The sequence below is a fragment of the Allomesorhizobium camelthorni genome (genome assembly GCF_011045125.1).
GTDB classification, from domain to species: domain Bacteria; phylum Pseudomonadota; class Alphaproteobacteria; order Rhizobiales; family Rhizobiaceae; genus Allomesorhizobium; species Allomesorhizobium camelthorni.
On sequence record NZ_JAAKZF010000060.1, the window covers coordinates 1 to 17,200 of the forward strand.

Genomic DNA, 17,200 nt, shown 5'->3' on the forward strand with positions numbered 1-17,200 from the left:
CCTTGTGCCGCTGGATCATGCGCAGGGAGTGCTCCAGCGGTGACGCCTCGGGGACTACGACGACGCCCGCCATCAGATCCGAATGGCCGCCGATGTGGCAGAATGCATGACGGCGTCGGCACTAAGCTCAAGGCGGGCACTGAAGCACCGGTGTCGCCCATGTATTGTGCACCGCGGCGAGCGCACGGGCCTCATGCGCGATCCGGCATGCGGCCCTGATGTCGACGACGCGGATCATCGGAATGGACGGCGTCTCGATCCAGACGAGCCCGGTCGGCACCACGTGCGCGGCCGCGCACAGCGCATCGAGGTCTCGCATGTCGACGGCGGCGAAGTCGAACCGTCCGCCAAGTTCGTCTCGTCGATTAACGAGCGGATACCGAAAGACATGTCGCCGGCACGACAATGCGACTCCTCCCTGGATGTCCTTCAAACAGAGCGGCAATTGGGATCGAAATAGCAAGCGTTCGCTGGATACGACGCACATGCGGCCGCTCGGCACCTCTGGCGAGGAATGGTAGACCACCGGTGGTCCCCTGGCAGCTTCACGATGAATCGCGCTTGGCGGGGTACGTATCTTGAGTGGGCACGGAATTGTCGAGCGCGAGGACTATTTTTCCTGAACTCCAAGGCGTGGTTACGGCACGGACTTCTCGCCGCCGCTACCTGTCGAGCCGGCGCACGGACGGTATTAGCGTGTCGCAAAGTCCGGAGCTGCGAGATTGTCAACCTGCTGGTATCGACCAGCTACCACCTCGACGAATTGATAAAGAATAGCAGCTGTCGGTGCGTGTATGTGGTGATCAAAAATTGGAAAGCGTATGAGAAGTGGCCCACCTTCTTCTTGACTGAAAAACTGCGCTGACCGCTCACCCGAGAGATCAGAGAGCTTGATCCTAAAAACCTGTTCCACTTCGTTTGGATTGAGAAAGAAGTTTGGCTCCCTTGTAGCTGCAAAAACGACCGGTGTGATGGCATAGCCAGATTGGGTCGCGTAGAGATCTAATATACCCAATACCTGATCTGCCGAAAGCTTCAGACCGATTTCTTCCATGCACTCCCGGATAACTGTGTCGACTGCATTTTCCCCCTGATCGATGCGTCCTCCCGGTAGTGCGTATTGGCCTGCGTGTGATCGCATTTTAGCGTAGCGCAACGTAAGCAAAAAGGAGGTCTCGTTTGAACCGTCGTCGGCCGCAACTAAAATTATTCCAACTGCTGCTTGTTTTAGCTTCTCTGAATGTGAGGATTTCCACGGAGCAAATTGCAACAACATAGATCTGATGTGATCGATCAAAGACGGCGAGAATTGATACGTCAGCATAGGCTCTACCCTTCTTTGATGGCTTTTCAGAACGTGGCAACCTGCCATCCGGGCAGGATCAGATGTTGGGTCATTTGCCAGATCCCGCATGGACGCGGGGCAGCACGGGTGTTTCTCCAGCTTATTTATGGCGTTCATTGATTGCGGCGTCGGCCCTCTATCAAGTCGAGCACTGCGCGGGCTGCCTCCAGCACATTCGTGCCTGGGCCGAACACCGCAGCCACTCCATGGTCTATCAGGAACTGGTAGTCTTGGCGGGGCACAACGCCGCCGCAAACAACGATGATGTGTTCGCCTCCCTTGATCTTAAGTGAATCGATCAACTGCGGCAGCAGCGTCTTGTGGCCAGCTGCCAGCGAAGAGACGCCGACGACGTGCACTCTCGATGCAATAGCCAGTTCAGCCGCTTCGTTCGGCGTCTGGAACAACGGCCCTGCGATTACCTCGAAGCCAATGTCACCAAAAGCCGAGGCGATAATCTTTGCGCCGCGGTCGTGTCCATCCTGGCCGAGTTTCGCCACCATGATTCTTGGCTTGCTCCCGCGTGAGCTTGAAAAATCTTCGAGGCGGGAAACCATCATCTTGAATTCCGGTTCGCGCTCAAAGGCCTTGCCGTAGACCTTGCTGACAACTTCGGGAACCGCCGCGTGGTCACCAAAGGCCCTGCGCAAGGCATCGGAAATCTCGCCGACCGTGGCGCGCGCTCTAGCCGCCTCGACAGCGGCTTCCAGGATGTTGCCCTTGCCATTGGCCGCGATCTTGCCAAGTACGGCAAGGGCTGCGTCAGCGCGCTTGGGATCTCGCTGACGCTTTGTCTGTTCAAGACGGGTGATCTGCGAACGGCGCACCGCCGCATTGTCGATGTCGCGGCTGTCGATCCTGTCTTCCTCGTCGAGCCGGTATTTGTTGACGCCGACGATAACCTCGTCACCCTTGTCGACCGCTGCCTGACGGCGCGTCGCCGCCTCCTCGATCATGCGCTTTGGCAGGCCGGCGGCGACAGCTTTGGTCATGCCGCCAATCGCCTCGATCTCCTCCATCAACGACCAGGCCTTTTCAGCGAGTTCGTTGGTCAGGCTTTCGACATAGTAGGAGCCGGCGAGCGGGTCGATGACCCTGGTCACACCGGTCTCGTGCTGGAGGATAAGCTGCGTGTTGCGGGCAATGCGCGCTGAAAACTCCGTCGGCAGGGCGATGGCCTCGTCGAAGGAATTGGTGTGCAGGGACTGAGTGCCGCCAAGCGCCGCCGCCATCGCCTCGTAGGCGGTACGCACGATGTTGTTGTAGGGATCCTGCTCCTGAAGCGACACGCCGGACGTCTGGCAATGGGTACGCAGCATCAGCGAGGATGCCTTCTTCGGCTGGAATTCCTCCATAATACGGGTCCACAAAAGCCGTGCCGCGCGCAGCTTGGCGGCTTCCATGAAGAAGTTCATGCCGATGGCGAAGAAGAAGGATAGCCGGCCGGCGAAATCATCGACATTCAGCCCCTTTGCCAAGGCCGCCCGGACATATTCGCGCCCATCAGCCAGGGTGAAGGCAAGCTCCTGAACGAGCGTCGATCCGGCTTCCTGCATGTGATAGCCGGAAATGGAGATTGAGTTGAATTTCGGCATCTCCCTGGTGGTGTATTCGATGATGTCGGCGATGATTCGCATCGAAGGCTCGGGCGGATAGATGTAGGTGTTGCGGACCATGAACTCCTTCAGGATGTCGTTCTGGATGGTCCCTGACAGTCGATCGCGCGAAACGCCCTGTTCCTCGCCGGCGACGATGAAATTGGCCAGGATCGGGATCACCGCCCCGTTTATGGTCATGGAAACCGACATGTTTTCCAGCGGAATGCCGTGGAACAGGATCTTCATGTCCTCGACCGAGTCGATCGCAACCCCCGCCTTGCCGACATCCCCCTCGACGCGCGGATGGTCTGAATCGTAGCCGCGATGCGTGGCAAGATCGAAGGCCACCGAAAGGCCTTTCTGGCCGGCGGCGAGGGCCTTGCGGTAAAATGCGTTCGATTCTTCCGCCGTCGAGAAGCCGGCATACTGGCGGATCGTCCAGGGTCGACCGGCATACATGGTGGCGCGCGGCCCGCGCAGGAATGGCTTCAGGCCCGGCAGGGAATCGAGTTGATCGATGCCGTCGAGGTCCGCGGACGTGTAAAGCGGCTTGACCGCGATGCCTTCGGGTGTCTGCCAGACGAGATCGTCCGGCGGGCCCTTCAGTTCGCGCTCGGCAAGCTTCTGCCAGGTGGAGAGGTCCGGTTTCGGGGTCATGGGCACGCTCGAAAGTCGTGTACGTTGGGCCATCATTCGAATTCCAGGATCAGTTCGTCGACGGCAAGGCTGGCTCCGGCCTTTGCCGCAACACGTTTGACCGTGCCCTTGCGCTCGGCGCGCAGTACGTTTTCCATCTTCATCGCCTCGACGGTGGCCAGCGCCTGGCCGGCTTCGACCGTCTCCCCCTGGACGACGTTGATGGCGGTCACGACGCCCGGCATCGGACACAGCAACATTCGGGAGGTGTCGGGCGGCAGTTTCTTCGGCATGAGCCGTGCGAGTTCGGCGACACGCGGCGAACGGACCTGAACGACGATATCCATACCGCGCCAGCGCAGTCTCCAGCCGGTGCCCGCCGAAGAGATCTTCACGCCAATCGTTTCGCCGCCGACCGAGAAGCGGGCATGCTGACGACCGGGCCGCCAGTCGCTGGAAACGTCGAGAAAGCGGCCATCCTTGAATTTGACGATGGCTTTGTCGGCCTCATTCCGCACGGAAACCTCAAGGTCTTGCCCGCCTATGGCCACGACCCAGTCGCTGCCGACGCTGCGCGGATGGTTGGCTAGCGCGCCTGAAATCAACACGGCGCGGCGCTCTGAGCACAGGTTGACGAAAGCAGCGACAGCCGCCAGCGTTTCGGTGTCCCGTTCTGTCGGCTTGACACCCAAGAAGCCGTCCGGGAATTCTTCCGCGATGTAGGCGGTGGTCAGGCTGCCGGAACGGAACCGTTCCTGCCGCATGACGGCCGACAGGAACGGCAGATTGTGGCCGATGCCTTCGACCTCGAAATCGTCGAGCGCCCTGCTCATCGCGTCGATGGCCGTCAGACGGTCGGGCGCCCAGCTGCACAGCTTTGCGATCATCGGGTCGTAGTACATCGAGATCTCGCCGCCCTCGAAGACACCGGTGTCGTTGCGCAAGACAGTATCGTCTTCGCGTCTTCCCTCGGCCGGCGGACGATAGCGCGTCAGGCGCCCGATCGACGGCAGGAAGTTGCGGTACGGGTCTTCGGCATAGAGCCGGCTCTCGATCGCCCAGCCGTCGAGCTTGATGTCGGCCTGCGTCAGCGCCAGCTTCTCGCCGGCCGCGACGCGGATCATCTGCTCGACGATGTCGATGCCGGTGATCAACTCCGTTACCGGATGCTCGACCTGCAGGCGCGTGTTCATCTCGAGGAAGTAGAAATTGCGGTCGCCATCGACGATAAACTCCACCGTGCCGGCAGAGAAGTAACCGACCGCCTGGCCGAGCGCGACGGCCTGCTCGCCCATCGCCTTGCGGGTGGCGTCATCGAGGAAAGGCGACGGCGCCTCCTCGATGACCTTCTGGTTGCGGCGCTGAATCGAGCATTCGCGCTCGCCAAGATAAAGAAGATTGCCGTGCTGGTCGCCGAGAACCTGGATTTCGATATGGCGCGGCTGGGTGACGAATTTCTCGATGAAGATGCGGTCGTCGCCAAAGGAGGATTTCGCCTCGTTCTTGGAAGACTGAAAGCCTTCGCGCGCCTCGGCGTCGTCCCAGGCGATGCGCATGCCCTTGCCGCCGCCGCCGGCCGAGGCCTTGATCATCACAGGATAGCCGATCTCGGCGGAAATCTTCACCGCCTCGTCGGCGTCGGTGATCAGGCCCATATGGCCGGGCACGGTGGAAACACCGGCCTCGGCCGCCAGCTTTTTCGACGTGATCTTGTCGCCCATGGCCTCAATCGCGCGCACCGGCGGGCCGATGAAGGCGACGCCGAGCTTCTCCAGCGCCTCGGCGAACCTCGAATTCTCCGACAGGAAGCCGTAGCCCGGATGCACCGCATCGGCGCCACTCTGGCGAATGGCGTCGAGGATCTTGTCGATGACGATGTAGGACTGGCTCGACAGTGCAGGCCCGATATGCACGGCCTCGTCGGCCTGCCTGACATGCAGCGCGTCGCGATCCGCGTCGGAATAGACCGCGACGGTCTTGATGCCGAGTTTTTTTGCCGTCCTGATGACCCGGCAGGCGATCTCGCCGCGATTGGCGATGAGAATCTTCTTGAACAAATTTTTTCCCATCACAGCGGTATCGTGTCGTGCTTCTTCCAGCGCGTCTCGACGCTCTTGCCGCGCAGCGCGGCGAAGGCGCGGGCGATGCGCTTGCGGGAAGAATGCGGCATGATCACCTCGTCGATGAAGCCGCGCTCGGCCGCCACGAACGGATTGGTGAAGCGGGCCTCGTAATCCCTGGTGCGCTCCGCGATCCTGTCCTTGTCGCCGAGCTCCGAGCGGTAGAGGATCTCGGTCGCGCCCTTGGCCCCCATCACCGCGATCTCGGCGGTCGGCCAGGCATAGTTGACGTCGGCGCCGATGTGCTTCGAGGCCATCACGTCATAGGCGCCGCCATAGGCCTTGCGGGTGATCAGCGTCACCATCGGGACCGTCGCCTGCGAATAGGCGAACAGGAGCTTGGCGCCATGCTTGATGACGCCGCCATATTCCTGTGCGGTGCCCGGCAAGAAGCCGGGCACGTCGACCAGCGTCAGCAGCGGGATGGAGAAGGCGTCGCAGAAGCGCACGAAGCGCGCCGCCTTGCGCGAGCTGTCGATGTCGAGGCAGCCGGCCAGCACCATCGGCTGGTTGGCGACGACGCCCACCGTCTGGCCCTCGATGCGCAGGAAGCCGGTCATGATGTTCTGCGCAAAAGCCTGGGCGATCTCCAGGAAATCGCCCTCGTCGGCGATCGCCCGGACAAGCTCCATCATGTCGTAGGGCTTTGCGGCGCTGTCGGGCACCAGCGTGTCGAGCCGCATCTCGATGCGGTTGGGATCGTCGTGGAACGGCCGCACCGGCGGCTTCTCGCGGTTGTTGAGCGGCAGGAAATCGAACAGCCTGCGGACTTCCTCGAGCGTCTCGACATCGTTGTCGAAAGCCGCGTCAGCCACCGAAGACTTTTGCGTATGCGTACGCGCACCGCCGAGTTCTTCCGCCGTCACGATCTCGTTGGTGACGGTCTTCACCACATCGGGACCGGTCACGAACATGTAGGAGCTGTCGCGCACCATGAAGATGAAATCGGTCATTGCCGGCGAATAGACCGCGCCGCCGGCGCAGGGACCCATGATGACCGAGATCTGCGGAATGACGCCGGAGACTTCGGCATTGCGCCGGAATACCTCGGCATAGCCGGCGAGCGAGGCGACGCCCTCCTGGATGCGCGCGCCGCCGGAATCGTTGAGCCCGATCACCGGCGCGCCGTTGCGCACCGCCATATCCATGATCTTGCAGATCTTCTGGGCGTGTGTCTCCGACAGCGAGCCGCCGAGCACGGTGAAATCCTGGGAGAAAACATAGACCAGCCGGCCGTTGATGGTGCCCCAGCCGGTCACCACGCCGTCGCCCGGCACCTTCTGCCCGGCCATGCCGAACTCGGTCGCGCGGTGGGTGACGTACATGTCGTATTCCTCGAACGAGCCCTCGTCGAGAAGCACGTCGAGCCGCTCGCGCGCCGTAAGCTTGCCCTTGGCGTGCTGCGCGTCGATGCGCTTCTGCCCGCCGCCGAGCCGAGCCTCGGCGCGGCGGGATTCCAATTGTTCGAGAACCGCGCGCATTAGCGGTTGGACCATGCCTCGAGAGTCTTCCAGCCGAGTGGGAAAACAAGCGCGGCCAACATCGCCTTGACGATGTCACCCAAGATGAAGGGGTATAGGCCGAACTGAAGAATGGGCTTGTCAAAACCAAGCACCGCGCCCAGCCAGAGCAGCCCCGGCACATAAATGACGGCGCCGGCAACCAGCGCTGCGGCCATGGCGGAGAACGGATTGCGATCCCAACCGAGCACCGCAAGCCAGCCGGCGAGAAGCACCGCCGGCACATAGCCGAGGAGATAGCCGCCCGTCGGACCCATCATGTAGGCAAGGCCGATGCCTTTTTCCGGCGTACCGGCAAAGACGGGGAACCCCGCCGCGCCCTGGGCCAGATAAAGTGCAACGGCGGCAAGGCCGCGCGCGGGGCCCAGGGCCAGTCCCAGGCCGATGACCACGAAGGTCTGCATCGTTACGGGTACCGGATAGAACGGCACCGCAATCTTTGCCGAGACCGCGAGCAGCAGCGAGGTCGCCACCACGGCAGCGCCATCAACCAAGAACTTTGTTGTGCCCAATCGCGCGGCGATGGCGCTATAAATCGTCATTCTTTTCTCCTGTCCAAGCGCGGAACCGATAAGCCCGTTCTTTAAGCGACGCACCCGAGCGAGAAAACATTTGAACAGGCAGGCAAGCGTAGTATAGAAATTTGCAAACTGAATTTTGCGAAACTGCGACATGGCTTTCGGCAAGCTCTTCATCGGCAGAAAGGTCCGCGATCTGCGTGAAAGCAGCAAGGCGACCCAAGCCACCTTCGCCGAGCGCATCGGCATCTCGACCAGCTATCTCAACCAGATCGAAAACAATCAGCGGCCGGTATCGGCAGCCGTACTTCTGACGCTGGCGGAGAACTTCAAGATCGATATCGGATCCATGTCCGGGAGCGACAGCGACCGCCTGTTGTCGGCGCTGACTGAAGCGCTCGCCGACCCGGTCTTCGATGCCTATTCGCCGAGCCTGCAGGAACTGAAACTCGTCACCCAGAATGCCCCGGGCTTTGCCCACGCGCTGATTGCCAGCCACCAGGCCTATCGCCGTAACAGCGAACAGCTTGCCAGCCTCGACGATCACATGGTTCGGACCAATGCGCAGAGTGATCCGACACCTTACGAAGAAGTCCGCGATTTCTTCCACTTCGTCGACAATTACATTCCCGACCTCGATCTCGCCGCCGAACGGCTGGCGGCGAGCCTCGGCATCCCCGATCGCGAGGCTGCGCTTGTCCTGCCGAACCATCTGGAGAGCCGGCACGGTGTGCGCATATTGCGCGCGGAGCCCGGCGAGGATGTCTTGCGCCGATATGATGGCGCTTCCCGGGCGCTCTTCCTCAATCCGTACTCGCCGGCGTCGACGCGAACTTTTCAGATGGCATTTCAAGTGGCCGCCTTGGAACTGGAGACCGAGATCGACGCGATTATCCGGCGGGCAAAGTTCCGCACGCATGAATCTGGTGAGATTTGCAAGATCGGTTTGCGTAATTACTTCGCAGGCGCGCTGTCGCTACCATACCAACATTTTCTAGCGGCGGCGAAAAACCTCCGTCACGACCTCGAATTGCTTGCGACGCGTTTCGGCGCGAGCCTTGAACAGGTCGCGCATCGTCTTTCCACCTTGCAGCGGCCGGGCGTCAAGGGTGTACCCGTGTTCTTCGCCCGCATCGATCGCGCGGGGAACATTACCAAACGCCATAGCGCGGCTAAACTTCAATTCGCGCGATTCGGGGCCGCATGCCCGCTCTGGAATGTACATCAGGCCTTTGAAACCCCGGGACGTATTATCCGCCAACTGGCTCAGACGCCCGACGGCGCCCGCTATCTGAGCATTGCGACTGAAATTGCCAAAGGCAGCGGCGGTTTCAACGCGCCCCAACGCCGTTACGCCATCGCCCTGGGTTGCGAGGTCGCCTACGCGCAAGATTTCGTCTATGCCGACGGTATTGACTTGAACAATCGGCTGGCATTCGACCCGATCGGGGTTTCATGCCGCATTTGTGAACGACTGAATTGCGTCCAACGCGCCGTCCCGCCGCTCAAGAGCAAGATTGCAGTCGATCAAAACCAACGTGGCGCTTTGCCGTACATCCTTCGCTGATTTTACTATCACCTAAGGCCCAGATTGCGACATTGCACCTTGTTGTAGACCAGGGGACTGCATCTTCTTAAAGTGTTAGCGACTCCCGGATTGCGGAGCAATGGTAGCTTTCAACAAAGGTAGCCGACGATGTGATCGTGGACGGCGAAGCCAAAATCGGCATGGCTGGTCCAGCTGCAGCCTTCAGACAAGCATTTTCAAACGCTGGTTCGAGGAGGTTGGGGCGCGCCGGGCGTGCAGCGCGACCTGCGATGGGCGCCGACCTGTCGACCCACCAGAGCCGGCTTTCGCCGGAGGAATAGGCCCGCATCCGCAAGATCCTTTACAACCAACGTGCCATTCATCTGCCGGACTGAGGGCTTGTCTCCGCCTTAAAGGCCGCAAACGCCAGAGGAAGACCATGACAACCAAAGTTGCAATTATCGCAGGTGTGGGACCCGGGCTTGGCGCCTCGCTGGCGAGGGTGTTCAGCCGCGAAGGATTCAAGCTGGTGCTTGGGGCGCGCAATTTGGCGAAGCTCGGCGCGCTTGCCAATGAGACCGGCGCCGAGGCGGTCTCCGCCGACGTCTCGGACCCGGCATCGGTGGAAAACCTGTTCCACGCAGCGGACGGCATAGGCCCTCTGTCGCTGGCGATCTTCAACGCGGCTGGCCGCGTGCGCGGAGGCATTGCCGATCTCGATCCGGAGGCGGTGAAAAAAGCCCTGCTCGTGGGTGCCTATGGCGGCTTTCTGTTCGGTCAGCAGGCCGCACGTCGGTTGCAGGCCAGTGGCGCGGGCTCCATCCTGTTCACTGGAGCAACGGCAAGCGTCAAAGGCTTCGCTAAATCCGCCGGTTTCGCGATGCCGAAGTTTGGACTGCGGGGGCTGGCGCAGTCCATGGCTCGGGAACTCGCGCCAAAGAACATCCACGTGGCGCATTTCATCATCGATGGCGGCATCGCCTCCAGCGATCCTGTGCGGTCAGTGGACTCGACGCCGCCCGACCGGTGGCTCTCGCCGGACGCAATTGCCGAAACCTATCTCGCGATCCATCTCCAGCATCGAAGCGCCTGGACGTCGGAGATCGAATTGCGGCCGTGGGTGGAGAATTTCTGAAGCCCCGGCGGTCGGGGGGCAATGGCAACGGGCAGACCGCCGCTGCCGTCCGCCGTTGCTGAACTTAGTAGTGTATTGGCCTTGACTCCGCCCCCGCAGCCCGATGGCCGCCTACACTGCGAACACCAGATAGGAAGAGTCCCAAATCGGATGATCGAGAACCGTACTGGCTGACTACGGCCGTGCCAACGCCGCCGATGAGAAGGCTTTGCCCGCTCTCGCTCCCTGCCATCACGGCCGCTAGGCTCACGCCACCCTCGAAAGCACACCGACAAAGCCGTGGGCGGCCCAGCCAGGATCGGCTGGGCGCAACGATACCAGCGGGCGCCATTTTGGTACCAAGATCAACAAGGGCAGTGTGCGGAAGCCAATCGGAGGTCAGTCTAGTGCGCCAGCACCAACTTCCGAACTGGTCCCCCTTCTCGAGGATCGTCATTGCGGTAGGGGCTTGTTCGAACGGCAGGACGCTGCTGATAACAGGTCGTAATCGGCCGTCGAAAATCAGATTCATCACCGTCATATAGTCGTCATGGTTCCCCATGGAGCTACCAATGAGACTGATCTGCTTTTGAAAAATATAGCGAAGATCGAGCTCGACCAAGGCACCACTGGTATTGCCAACACAGACTATCCGACCGCCTCTCCTGACCGCCCGCAGACTGTCTCTCATTGTTGCAGCCCCAACGTTGTCAATGACGATGTCGACGCCGACCTTGTCCGTCAACTTGTAGATCGTGGTGGCCCATCCGGGATCGTCTTTGTAATTAAGTACCAGATCGGCCCCAAGGTCCCTCGCCAACTGCATCTTTTCAGTGGTGCTTGTGGTCGCATAAACAGTACAGCCCGCCAGCTTGGCGATCTGGATTGCCGCGCTGTTGACCCCGCCCCCGGCTCCAAGAATCAGGACAGTTTCGCTCGCGCGTATCTGGCCGCGTTTGACCAGCATCCGCCAGGCGGTAAGGAAAGTAAGACTGGCCGCAGCGGCGACCTCGTCGGTTACGTGGTCGGGTATTGCAATGACATTTGTTGCCTTGACACATAGGAATTCCGTGCACGTTCCGGAACTGTCCTCACCAATACCGCCATAGCCACGACTGAGCGTGCGCTCACCGGAGAGTGTAAATTGGTCCTGAAAATGGTTGATGCCGGGGTCGATGGCGACGCGTTGCCCGACCCTTATAAAGGTGATGTCTTCACCGCGCTCAACGACCACCCCGGCACCGTCGCTGCCGCTAATATGAGGCAGTTCCAAATCCAAGCCTGGCCAACCCTCGCGAACCCAGATGTCGAGCCTGTTGTAGGCGCTTGCCTTGATCACGATAAGGACCTCGTCGCGTTTCGGCTTCGGCCGCGGTTTGTCGAAGAATGTCATCACGTCCATTCCGCCGTGCCTATGAAATCCGAATGCTCGCACAATTCCTCCCTCGCTGGCGCAACGATCCGCCGTTCAGACGGTCCAACGACTACCCCGTTTCAGGCCGTCGTCCCGGCTACAAGGTCCTACCTTTTGAGCGGCATTGTCCGCTTCCTGTCAATCCGGGATTGCAACCGCGACCTCGATCTCGACCAGCGCCTCCAACTGTAGAGCCCATTGCGCGTATTAGGCTGCTGGCTGGCATATTGGCCTGCCCGGTGAAACGCCGCTCCGTCTGACCCTGAAATGTCGGTGCGAGCCTACAGTTGGTGTTCGATGCCCACCTGTCCGGAGATGAACCGAGCTTGCCCTGCCGCAACTACAGCCGCCTGGGAGTAGCCAAATAGGCGGGCAAGTCTTCGGCGAAACAAGCATTCTCAGCGATGGACGAAGTGCAAACCCGCGGCACTCGCCAAAACGGAGGAGGCGTCATGAAAGGATCAATCCGGCATCCCGCCGTTGGCAGCGATCAGAAAGGGGCGTCGGCGCCTGGGTGAACGTTTCCGCGGGCACAGCAAGCAAAGGGATTGCACCATCTACTTGCGGATACACCGGCTGCTTCGGCTTGCGGATAAGAACGCGTCGATCTCGATCTCCGCAAGCTGCATAGCGAAAGTCTGGGGTGCAGCTCTTATCTGAAACAAAATCACCGGGCAGGTTACTTTTTTGCGGGCACTCGTCGCCGAAATAGGTGCTATCCCTATGCGGTCTCGCCGCAGCACCGCTGCTAGGTGAGAAGCCGCGCCTGCAGAGTAGATTACCTACCAGACGGGAAAATTACATCCAGCGAGGTTACATGGCCGAGATCACCCCTGATACAAGAAAGTACGAAGACATCCTTTATGAGGTTGATTCCGAGCATATTTGCTGGCTGACGTTAAATCGCCCGGAAAAAGCCAACGCTATGAGCGAACGTCTGATCCTTGAACTTCGAGCGGCTCTGCTCCGCGCCGATCAGGATGACGACGTGAACGTAATCGTAGTACGCGGCGCTGGCCGTGGCTTCTCAGGGGGCTACGACCTGGATGGAGACAGCCAGGACGACCGATCCTCGATCTACCCCTATCGGCTGAAATACATTCGCCAGTTCGAGGAATTTATAACTCCGTGGCTTTTGAGCAAGCCGGTGATTGCATCGGTGCACAAGTACGCGATAGGCAAAGCCTTCGAGTTCTCATTGTTTTGCGATTATACGATCGCGACCTCTGATACCAAGATGGGATACAGCGAAGTCCGCTACGGTCTTTCGGCCCATTGTCTGTTCATGCCTTGGCTCGTGAACATGAAGACAGCGAAGGATCTCCTGCTAACTGGACGCGAAGTGCCCGCTCATGAGGCGAAAGTGTTGGGGCTAATCTCAGAGGTGGTGGAACCTGAGGACTTGCACGAAGCAACAAAACGTAAAGCCATGCTGATGGCCAGAATCCCACGAGAAATGCAGCAAATGCATAAGATGTATCTCAACCGCCTCTACGAAATTCAGGGGCTGAGAACCGCGACGGACTATTATCTGGAACTGGTTGCAGTGTTGGGCCAACAGCCGGTCCCTGAATATGTCGAACTAACCAAGATGACGGTTGAGAAGGGCCTACGGGCTGCTTTGGATCACGCTCAAGCTCGTTACAAGGACCTCGATTGAGCGAGTAGCGCCGGCGCGTCGCACGATATCTGCGGCGCGCATTGAAGCAAGATCAGAACATTTAAAGTACTCCCAAGCGACTACCTTTTCATGCTGCGGTCAGGCCGGACAACGATGCCTATCCGAGTGAACTGTCTGGCGGACAGCGGCAGTGCGTTGCGATCGCCAGGATGCTCGCGATGGAGCCGGAGGTACTCCTGTTCGATGAGTCGACCTCAGCGCTCGATCCGGAGCTTGTTGGTGAGGTGCCGGGTGTCATGAGGGGCGAAAGAGGTCGGGACGATGCTGGTGATTACTCACGAAATCGCATTTGCGCGCGACGTGGCCACGAAGATTGTTTTCAATGACTGATGGCGTGATCCGCGAAGAAGGTTCCCCCCTGAAGATGTACTTCGGGGAGCGAAATCAGGCGCGCTCCGCAACTTCCTCAGTTGCTTTCATGATGACGGGGCCGGGCAGGTAATGGGATTGGTGGATAGAGCCGCCTCGCAGCGGCACTCAGCAAAACCAAGTAACGATAAAGTACTATCCATCACCACGATACCGTGGCGCAGTTATTAACTTTGCCACCTCAGTCAACAGGAAAAAACGTCAACTCGGAGTATCTAGTGCAACGTCATGTGTCATTCGTAACCGGTGCGGCCAGCGGGATTGGCCTGGCAATCGCCCAGCAGTTGTCGCGCCGTGGCGACGCGGTGGCTATAGCAGACCTCAACGTCAAGGCAGGGGAGGCGGCGGCCCAGGCACTTCGCGACAGCGGTCACGAAGCGATCTTTGTTGAACTCGACGTAGCGAAGCGAGAGAGTTGGGTTAAGGCCGTGAATTTGCGCGGAACCTGGGCGCTCAAACGGTTTTCCCAGCCATGAAATCCAAAGGCTGGGGCCGGATGGTCAATATTTCATCCCCGGCCCATCGCGGCGGGTTTCGGCAGGCGAACTATTCGTCCGCCAAAGCCGGGATAATCGGACTCACGCGCACATTGGCCATCGACGGCGTGAAGAACAAGATCCTTGTCAATGCTGTCGCGCCTCACAATGTGAACCCGCCAATCCTTGCGACCGTCGCCGAGGTTGATAGGACCCCTTGGCTCGCGAAGTCCCGCTTGGGCCGTTTCGCTGAACCAAAGGAAATCGCCGCATTGTTCTGCTTTCTGGCGTCCGACGACAACGCAGTCGTTTCTGGTCAGCTGAATGAAGCCGATGGCGCTGACCTTGTGGGCGCAGGCTAAGGAGACCCCAATGGACATGAATCTTCTCTCTCGCGCAGCAATCGTTGGTGCCTATGAATCACCTCGTCGCAAGGCGAATGATATCCATCCATTCCAAATCTTCCATGAAGTCATTGCCGGTGCGCTGGAGCATGCTGGTCTGACCTTTGCCGACGTGGACGGCCTCTGCGTGACGGCCGGCGACGTGGGTGAAGGCGGTAGTACTGAGGATGTGATTGAGGTTGCGGAATATTTGGGAATTTCTCCGCGGTTTGTCGATTCCACGGATGTCGGTGGCTGCAGTGCCATTGTCCAAACCGCGCGTGCCGCCGCGGCAATCGCGTGCGGCATGGCCGACACGGTCGTGGTTGCGTATGCCGCATGCCCGAGGTGGTTTCCGCTGGGCCCAACGAACCCTATGAGTTGGCCAGTCGGACCTGGTGCATCGGAGATGCCGTATGGCATCTCGAGCATCACCGCCTACGGTCTTTATGCCGCCCGTCATATGCATCAGTTCGGCACAACGCCGGAGCAGCTGGCTTCTGTTCCGGTGGCAATCCGGGCAAATGCAGCACTGAACCCGAATGCTCTAATGCGGGATCCGATTTCGATTTCCGACGTGCTTGAATCCCGCATGATCTCAAGCCCGTTCCACAAGCTTGATTGCTGCGTGGTGACCGATAGCGGCGGGGCAGTCGTGCTGACCAGGCGTGATCGCGCAAACGACTTGCGCAAGAAGCCAATTCGGATGCTTGGCTATGGCGAGGCAATCGGCTGCATCCATACCAATCAGGTAGCGGATTTCACCGCTTCGCCGGGCCTGCAATCGGGTCAGCGGGCCTTCAATGCGGCAGGTCTCACTCCGGTGGATGTCGACGTGGCCCAGTTTTATGACGCCTTCTCGATCACGCCGCTAATCGGGCTTGAGGATCTCGGATTCTGTAAGAATGGCGAAGGCGGTGCTTTCGTCGCGAGCGGTGCGATCGGGGCCGGTGGGTCGATTCCGATCAATACCGACGGGGGAGGCCTTTCGTCGAACCATCCTGGCAAGCGCGGTGTTTTCGTCCTCATCGAGGCCCTTCGCCAGCTTTGGGATGAGTCTCCTGGCCTTCAGGTCAAGGATTGCGAAGTTTCGCTCGCCCACGGCATCGGCGGTTTTTTCTCCGCTGCATCCACTATGTTGCTCGCGCGTTCCTGAGGAGGCCAAAAGAAATGGACCGACCGATCCCAATCCCCTGCGCCCATGACAAGGTCTTCTGGGAAGCCGTCGCCGAAGATCGGCTTGTCGTGCAAAAGACCTCCAACGGCAACTGGCAGAGCTATCCGCGCGCACATGCGCTCGATGATCCGATGAAGCAGAATGCGGCTCCCGCTTTCGAGGCGGTAGCCGGAACCGGCACGATCGAAAACGTGTCGGTGGTTCATCGCTCCTTCTACCCAGCGATTCTGGCACCGTATGCCTTCGCCGTGGTGCGACTCGACGAGGGCGTTTGTATGACATGCCATATCGTAGACGCTGAGCCATCCGAGGTGCGCATTGGCGACCGGGTGAAGGTTACGTTCATCGAGATCGCCCCCGGCAAGAAGATCCCGTGCTTCAAGCCGATCGAAGCGAGTTTGGCGACATGACTGTCTTCGACGACCTCAAAGTTGGTGAAAAGTTCATATCAGCAAGTCGTACCGTCCTCGATGCGGACATCGTCGCATTTGCTGGAATAAGTGGCGATTTTAACCGCCTTCATGTCGACGACGTGTTCGCAGAATCGACGATCTACAAACGTCGCATAGCTCACGGGATGCTGACCGCATCCATTGTCACGGGCCTGCGTAGCCGGCTCGACGACTATGCGATGATCGGCTTCATGGAGACGCAGCGGCGTTTTATTGCCCCTGTTTTCCCCGGGGACACAATAACGGTCAACTACGAGGTTGTCGAAGCACGTCGGTCGAAGAGTCGGCCAGACACCTGCGTAGTGACGCTTGAGGTTGCGGTGACCAAACAGACAGGTGAAACGGTCCAGGAGGGCCGTGACGTCCTTTTGATTGAAAGCAATGCGAGAGGCAAGACTGGACATTGAAGGCCACAGACTTTCACCTTCGCTCAACGGCTGGTTCAACCCCCGTTCTGTTGCCTTGGTTGCGCGTCGTCAACCACGACCAAATAGGCTTTGCGTATGCTCGCCGATTGCTCGGAGCCTCAAAGCGCAGCATCGATCTCATAAACCCGCGGGTGGAGACAATACTCGGGGAAAGGTCATACACGTCGTTGCGTTCACTTCCAGAGGCGCCCCGAGCTGGCTGCAATTTGCGTTCCCGCGGCTCAGGTCGCGCAAGCGATAGATGAGGGATCGGAGATCGAAAACCGCTAATTTGTCTGCGTCGCCGCGGGCTTTGGCGAAATCGGGGAAGAAGAGCGCCGCGTACAAAACGAAATTCGCGATCGCGTCCGTTCAGCTGGCGCACGCATCGCAGGCCCGATTGCACGGGTGAACGATGTTGTTTCGGCCTTTCCCGCCGGAGTGCCTGGTTATAACAGGTCG

16 protein-coding genes are annotated in these 17,200 nt (G+C 59.6%); 9 read left to right on the plus strand and 7 right to left on the minus strand.

Annotated features, from left to right (window positions below):
• Positions 1-127: 127 nt before the first annotated feature.
• The 6 genes from G6N73_RS36445 to G6N73_RS26700 all read right to left on the minus strand — a co-directional run bounded on the left by G6N73_RS36445 (position 128) and on the right by G6N73_RS26700 (position 7,914).
• Entirely contained in the window at positions 128-406 is a 279-nt protein-coding gene (locus G6N73_RS36445) for a PLP-dependent transferase (protein ID WP_206079098.1), read from the minus strand.
• Positions 407-691: 285 nt separating this feature from the next.
• Positions 692-1,324 carry an NUDIX hydrolase gene (locus G6N73_RS26680; RefSeq protein WP_165033000.1) on the minus strand — a complete coding sequence of 211 codons (633 nt, stop codon included), beginning with the start codon at positions 1,322-1,324 and terminating at the stop codon, positions 692-694.
• A 134-nt stretch (positions 1,325-1,458) separates the two neighbouring features.
• On the minus strand, positions 1,459-3,600 hold the full coding sequence (gene scpA / locus G6N73_RS26685; RefSeq protein WP_165033001.1) for a methylmalonyl-CoA mutase: 2,142 nt from the start codon (positions 3,598-3,600) through the stop codon (positions 1,459-1,461).
• A gap of 32 nt (positions 3,601-3,632) precedes the next feature.
• Positions 3,633-5,636: an acetyl-CoA carboxylase biotin carboxylase subunit gene (locus tag G6N73_RS26690; RefSeq protein ID WP_165033002.1), complete on the minus strand. Its 2,004-nt coding sequence runs from the start codon at positions 5,634-5,636 to the stop codon at positions 3,633-3,635.
• A gap of 11 nt (positions 5,637-5,647) precedes the next feature.
• Positions 5,648-7,180, minus strand: a complete 1,533-nt coding sequence (locus tag G6N73_RS26695; protein WP_165033016.1) for an acyl-CoA carboxylase subunit beta — start codon at positions 7,178-7,180, stop codon at positions 5,648-5,650.
• Positions 7,180-7,914, minus strand: coding sequence for a biotin transporter BioY (locus G6N73_RS26700; RefSeq protein WP_246252601.1), 735 nt, complete (start codon positions 7,912-7,914; stop codon positions 7,180-7,182). The genes G6N73_RS26695 and G6N73_RS26700 overlap by 1 nt, the downstream gene beginning before the upstream one ends.
• On the opposite strand from G6N73_RS26700, the gene G6N73_RS26705 reads away from it, so the two are divergent.
• Positions 7,892-9,304 carry a helix-turn-helix domain-containing protein gene (locus G6N73_RS26705; protein WP_165033003.1) on the plus strand — a complete coding sequence of 471 codons (1,413 nt, stop codon included), beginning with the start codon at positions 7,892-7,894 and terminating at the stop codon, positions 9,302-9,304. The two genes, G6N73_RS26700 and G6N73_RS26705, sit on opposite strands and share 23 nt — an antisense overlap.
• Before the next feature lie 400 nt (positions 9,305-9,704).
• The gene (locus tag G6N73_RS26710) at positions 9,705-10,400 is read left to right on the plus strand and encodes an SDR family NAD(P)-dependent oxidoreductase (protein WP_165033004.1); all 696 of its coding nucleotides are present in this window, start codon (positions 9,705-9,707) and stop codon (positions 10,398-10,400) included.
• Between the two features lie 64 nt (positions 10,401-10,464).
• Here the strand turns inward: G6N73_RS26710 and G6N73_RS26715 are convergent, their stop codons facing one another.
• A complete protein-coding gene (locus tag G6N73_RS26715; RefSeq protein WP_165033005.1) occupies positions 10,465-11,772 on the minus strand; it encodes a zinc-binding dehydrogenase in 1,308 nt (435 codons plus the stop codon).
• 838 nt (positions 11,773-12,610) lie between these two features.
• Between G6N73_RS26715 and G6N73_RS26720 the strand changes: the two genes are divergently transcribed.
• From G6N73_RS26720 to G6N73_RS26745, 7 genes are all read left to right on the plus strand, one after another.
• Positions 12,611-13,453 (plus strand): enoyl-CoA hydratase/isomerase family protein, encoded by an 843-nt coding sequence (locus G6N73_RS26720; RefSeq protein WP_165033006.1) that lies wholly within the window; start codon positions 12,611-12,613, stop codon positions 13,451-13,453.
• Positions 13,454-13,614: 161 nt separating this feature from the next.
• Entirely contained in the window at positions 13,615-13,800 is a 186-nt protein-coding gene (locus tag G6N73_RS38730; RefSeq protein ID WP_425484144.1) for a hypothetical protein, read from the plus strand.
• Between the two features lie 261 nt (positions 13,801-14,061).
• Positions 14,062-14,319, plus strand: coding sequence for an SDR family NAD(P)-dependent oxidoreductase (locus tag G6N73_RS38070; RefSeq protein ID WP_206079099.1), 258 nt, complete (start codon positions 14,062-14,064; stop codon positions 14,317-14,319).
• Positions 14,316-14,681, plus strand: coding sequence for an SDR family oxidoreductase (locus G6N73_RS36455; protein WP_206079100.1), 366 nt, complete (start codon positions 14,316-14,318; stop codon positions 14,679-14,681). Before G6N73_RS38070 ends, G6N73_RS36455 begins: the two co-directional genes overlap by 4 nt.
• 10 nt (positions 14,682-14,691) lie before the next feature.
• Positions 14,692-15,858, plus strand: coding sequence for a thiolase C-terminal domain-containing protein (locus G6N73_RS26735; RefSeq protein ID WP_206079101.1), 1,167 nt, complete (start codon positions 14,692-14,694; stop codon positions 15,856-15,858).
• Between the two features lie 14 nt (positions 15,859-15,872).
• Entirely contained in the window at positions 15,873-16,289 is a 417-nt protein-coding gene (locus G6N73_RS26740; RefSeq protein WP_165033007.1) for a Zn-ribbon domain-containing OB-fold protein, read from the plus strand.
• Positions 16,286-16,738, plus strand: a complete 453-nt coding sequence (locus G6N73_RS26745) for a MaoC family dehydratase (RefSeq protein ID WP_165033008.1) — start codon at positions 16,286-16,288, stop codon at positions 16,736-16,738. Before G6N73_RS26740 ends, G6N73_RS26745 begins: the two co-directional genes overlap by 4 nt.
• Positions 16,739-17,200: the final 462 nt, after the last annotated feature.

Bases quoted from the DNA above. Each gene is read 5' to 3' on its own strand.
- G6N73_RS36455 (WP_206079100.1), top strand. From the start codon at position 14,316: ATGAAATCCAAAGGCTGGGGCCGGATGGTCAATATTTCATCCCCGGCC.
- G6N73_RS26720 (WP_165033006.1), top strand. From the start codon at position 12,611: ATGGCCGAGATCACCCCTGATACAAGAAAGTACGAAGACATCCTTTAT.
- G6N73_RS26735 (WP_206079101.1), top strand. From the start codon at position 14,692: ATGGACATGAATCTTCTCTCTCGCGCAGCAATCGTTGGTGCCTATGAA.
- G6N73_RS26680 (WP_165033000.1), bottom strand. From the start codon at position 1,324: ATGCTGACGTATCAATTCTCGCCGTCTTTGATCGATCACATCAGATCT.
- G6N73_RS26715 (WP_165033005.1), bottom strand. From the start codon at position 11,772: ATGACATTCTTCGACAAACCGCGGCCGAAGCCGAAACGCGACGAGGTC.
- G6N73_RS26705 (WP_165033003.1), top strand. From the start codon at position 7,892: ATGGCTTTCGGCAAGCTCTTCATCGGCAGAAAGGTCCGCGATCTGCGT.
- G6N73_RS26745 (WP_165033008.1), top strand. From the start codon at position 16,286: ATGACTGTCTTCGACGACCTCAAAGTTGGTGAAAAGTTCATATCAGCA.
- G6N73_RS26740 (WP_165033007.1), top strand. From the start codon at position 15,873: ATGGACCGACCGATCCCAATCCCCTGCGCCCATGACAAGGTCTTCTGG.
- G6N73_RS26695 (WP_165033016.1), bottom strand. From the start codon at position 7,180: ATGCGCGCGGTTCTCGAACAATTGGAATCCCGCCGCGCCGAGGCTCGG.
- G6N73_RS26710 (WP_165033004.1), top strand. From the start codon at position 9,705: ATGACAACCAAAGTTGCAATTATCGCAGGTGTGGGACCCGGGCTTGGC.
- scpA (WP_165033001.1), bottom strand. From the start codon at position 3,600: ATGACCCCGAAACCGGACCTCTCCACCTGGCAGAAGCTTGCCGAGCGC.
- G6N73_RS26700 (WP_246252601.1), bottom strand. From the start codon at position 7,914: ATGAAGAGCTTGCCGAAAGCCATGTCGCAGTTTCGCAAAATTCAGTTT.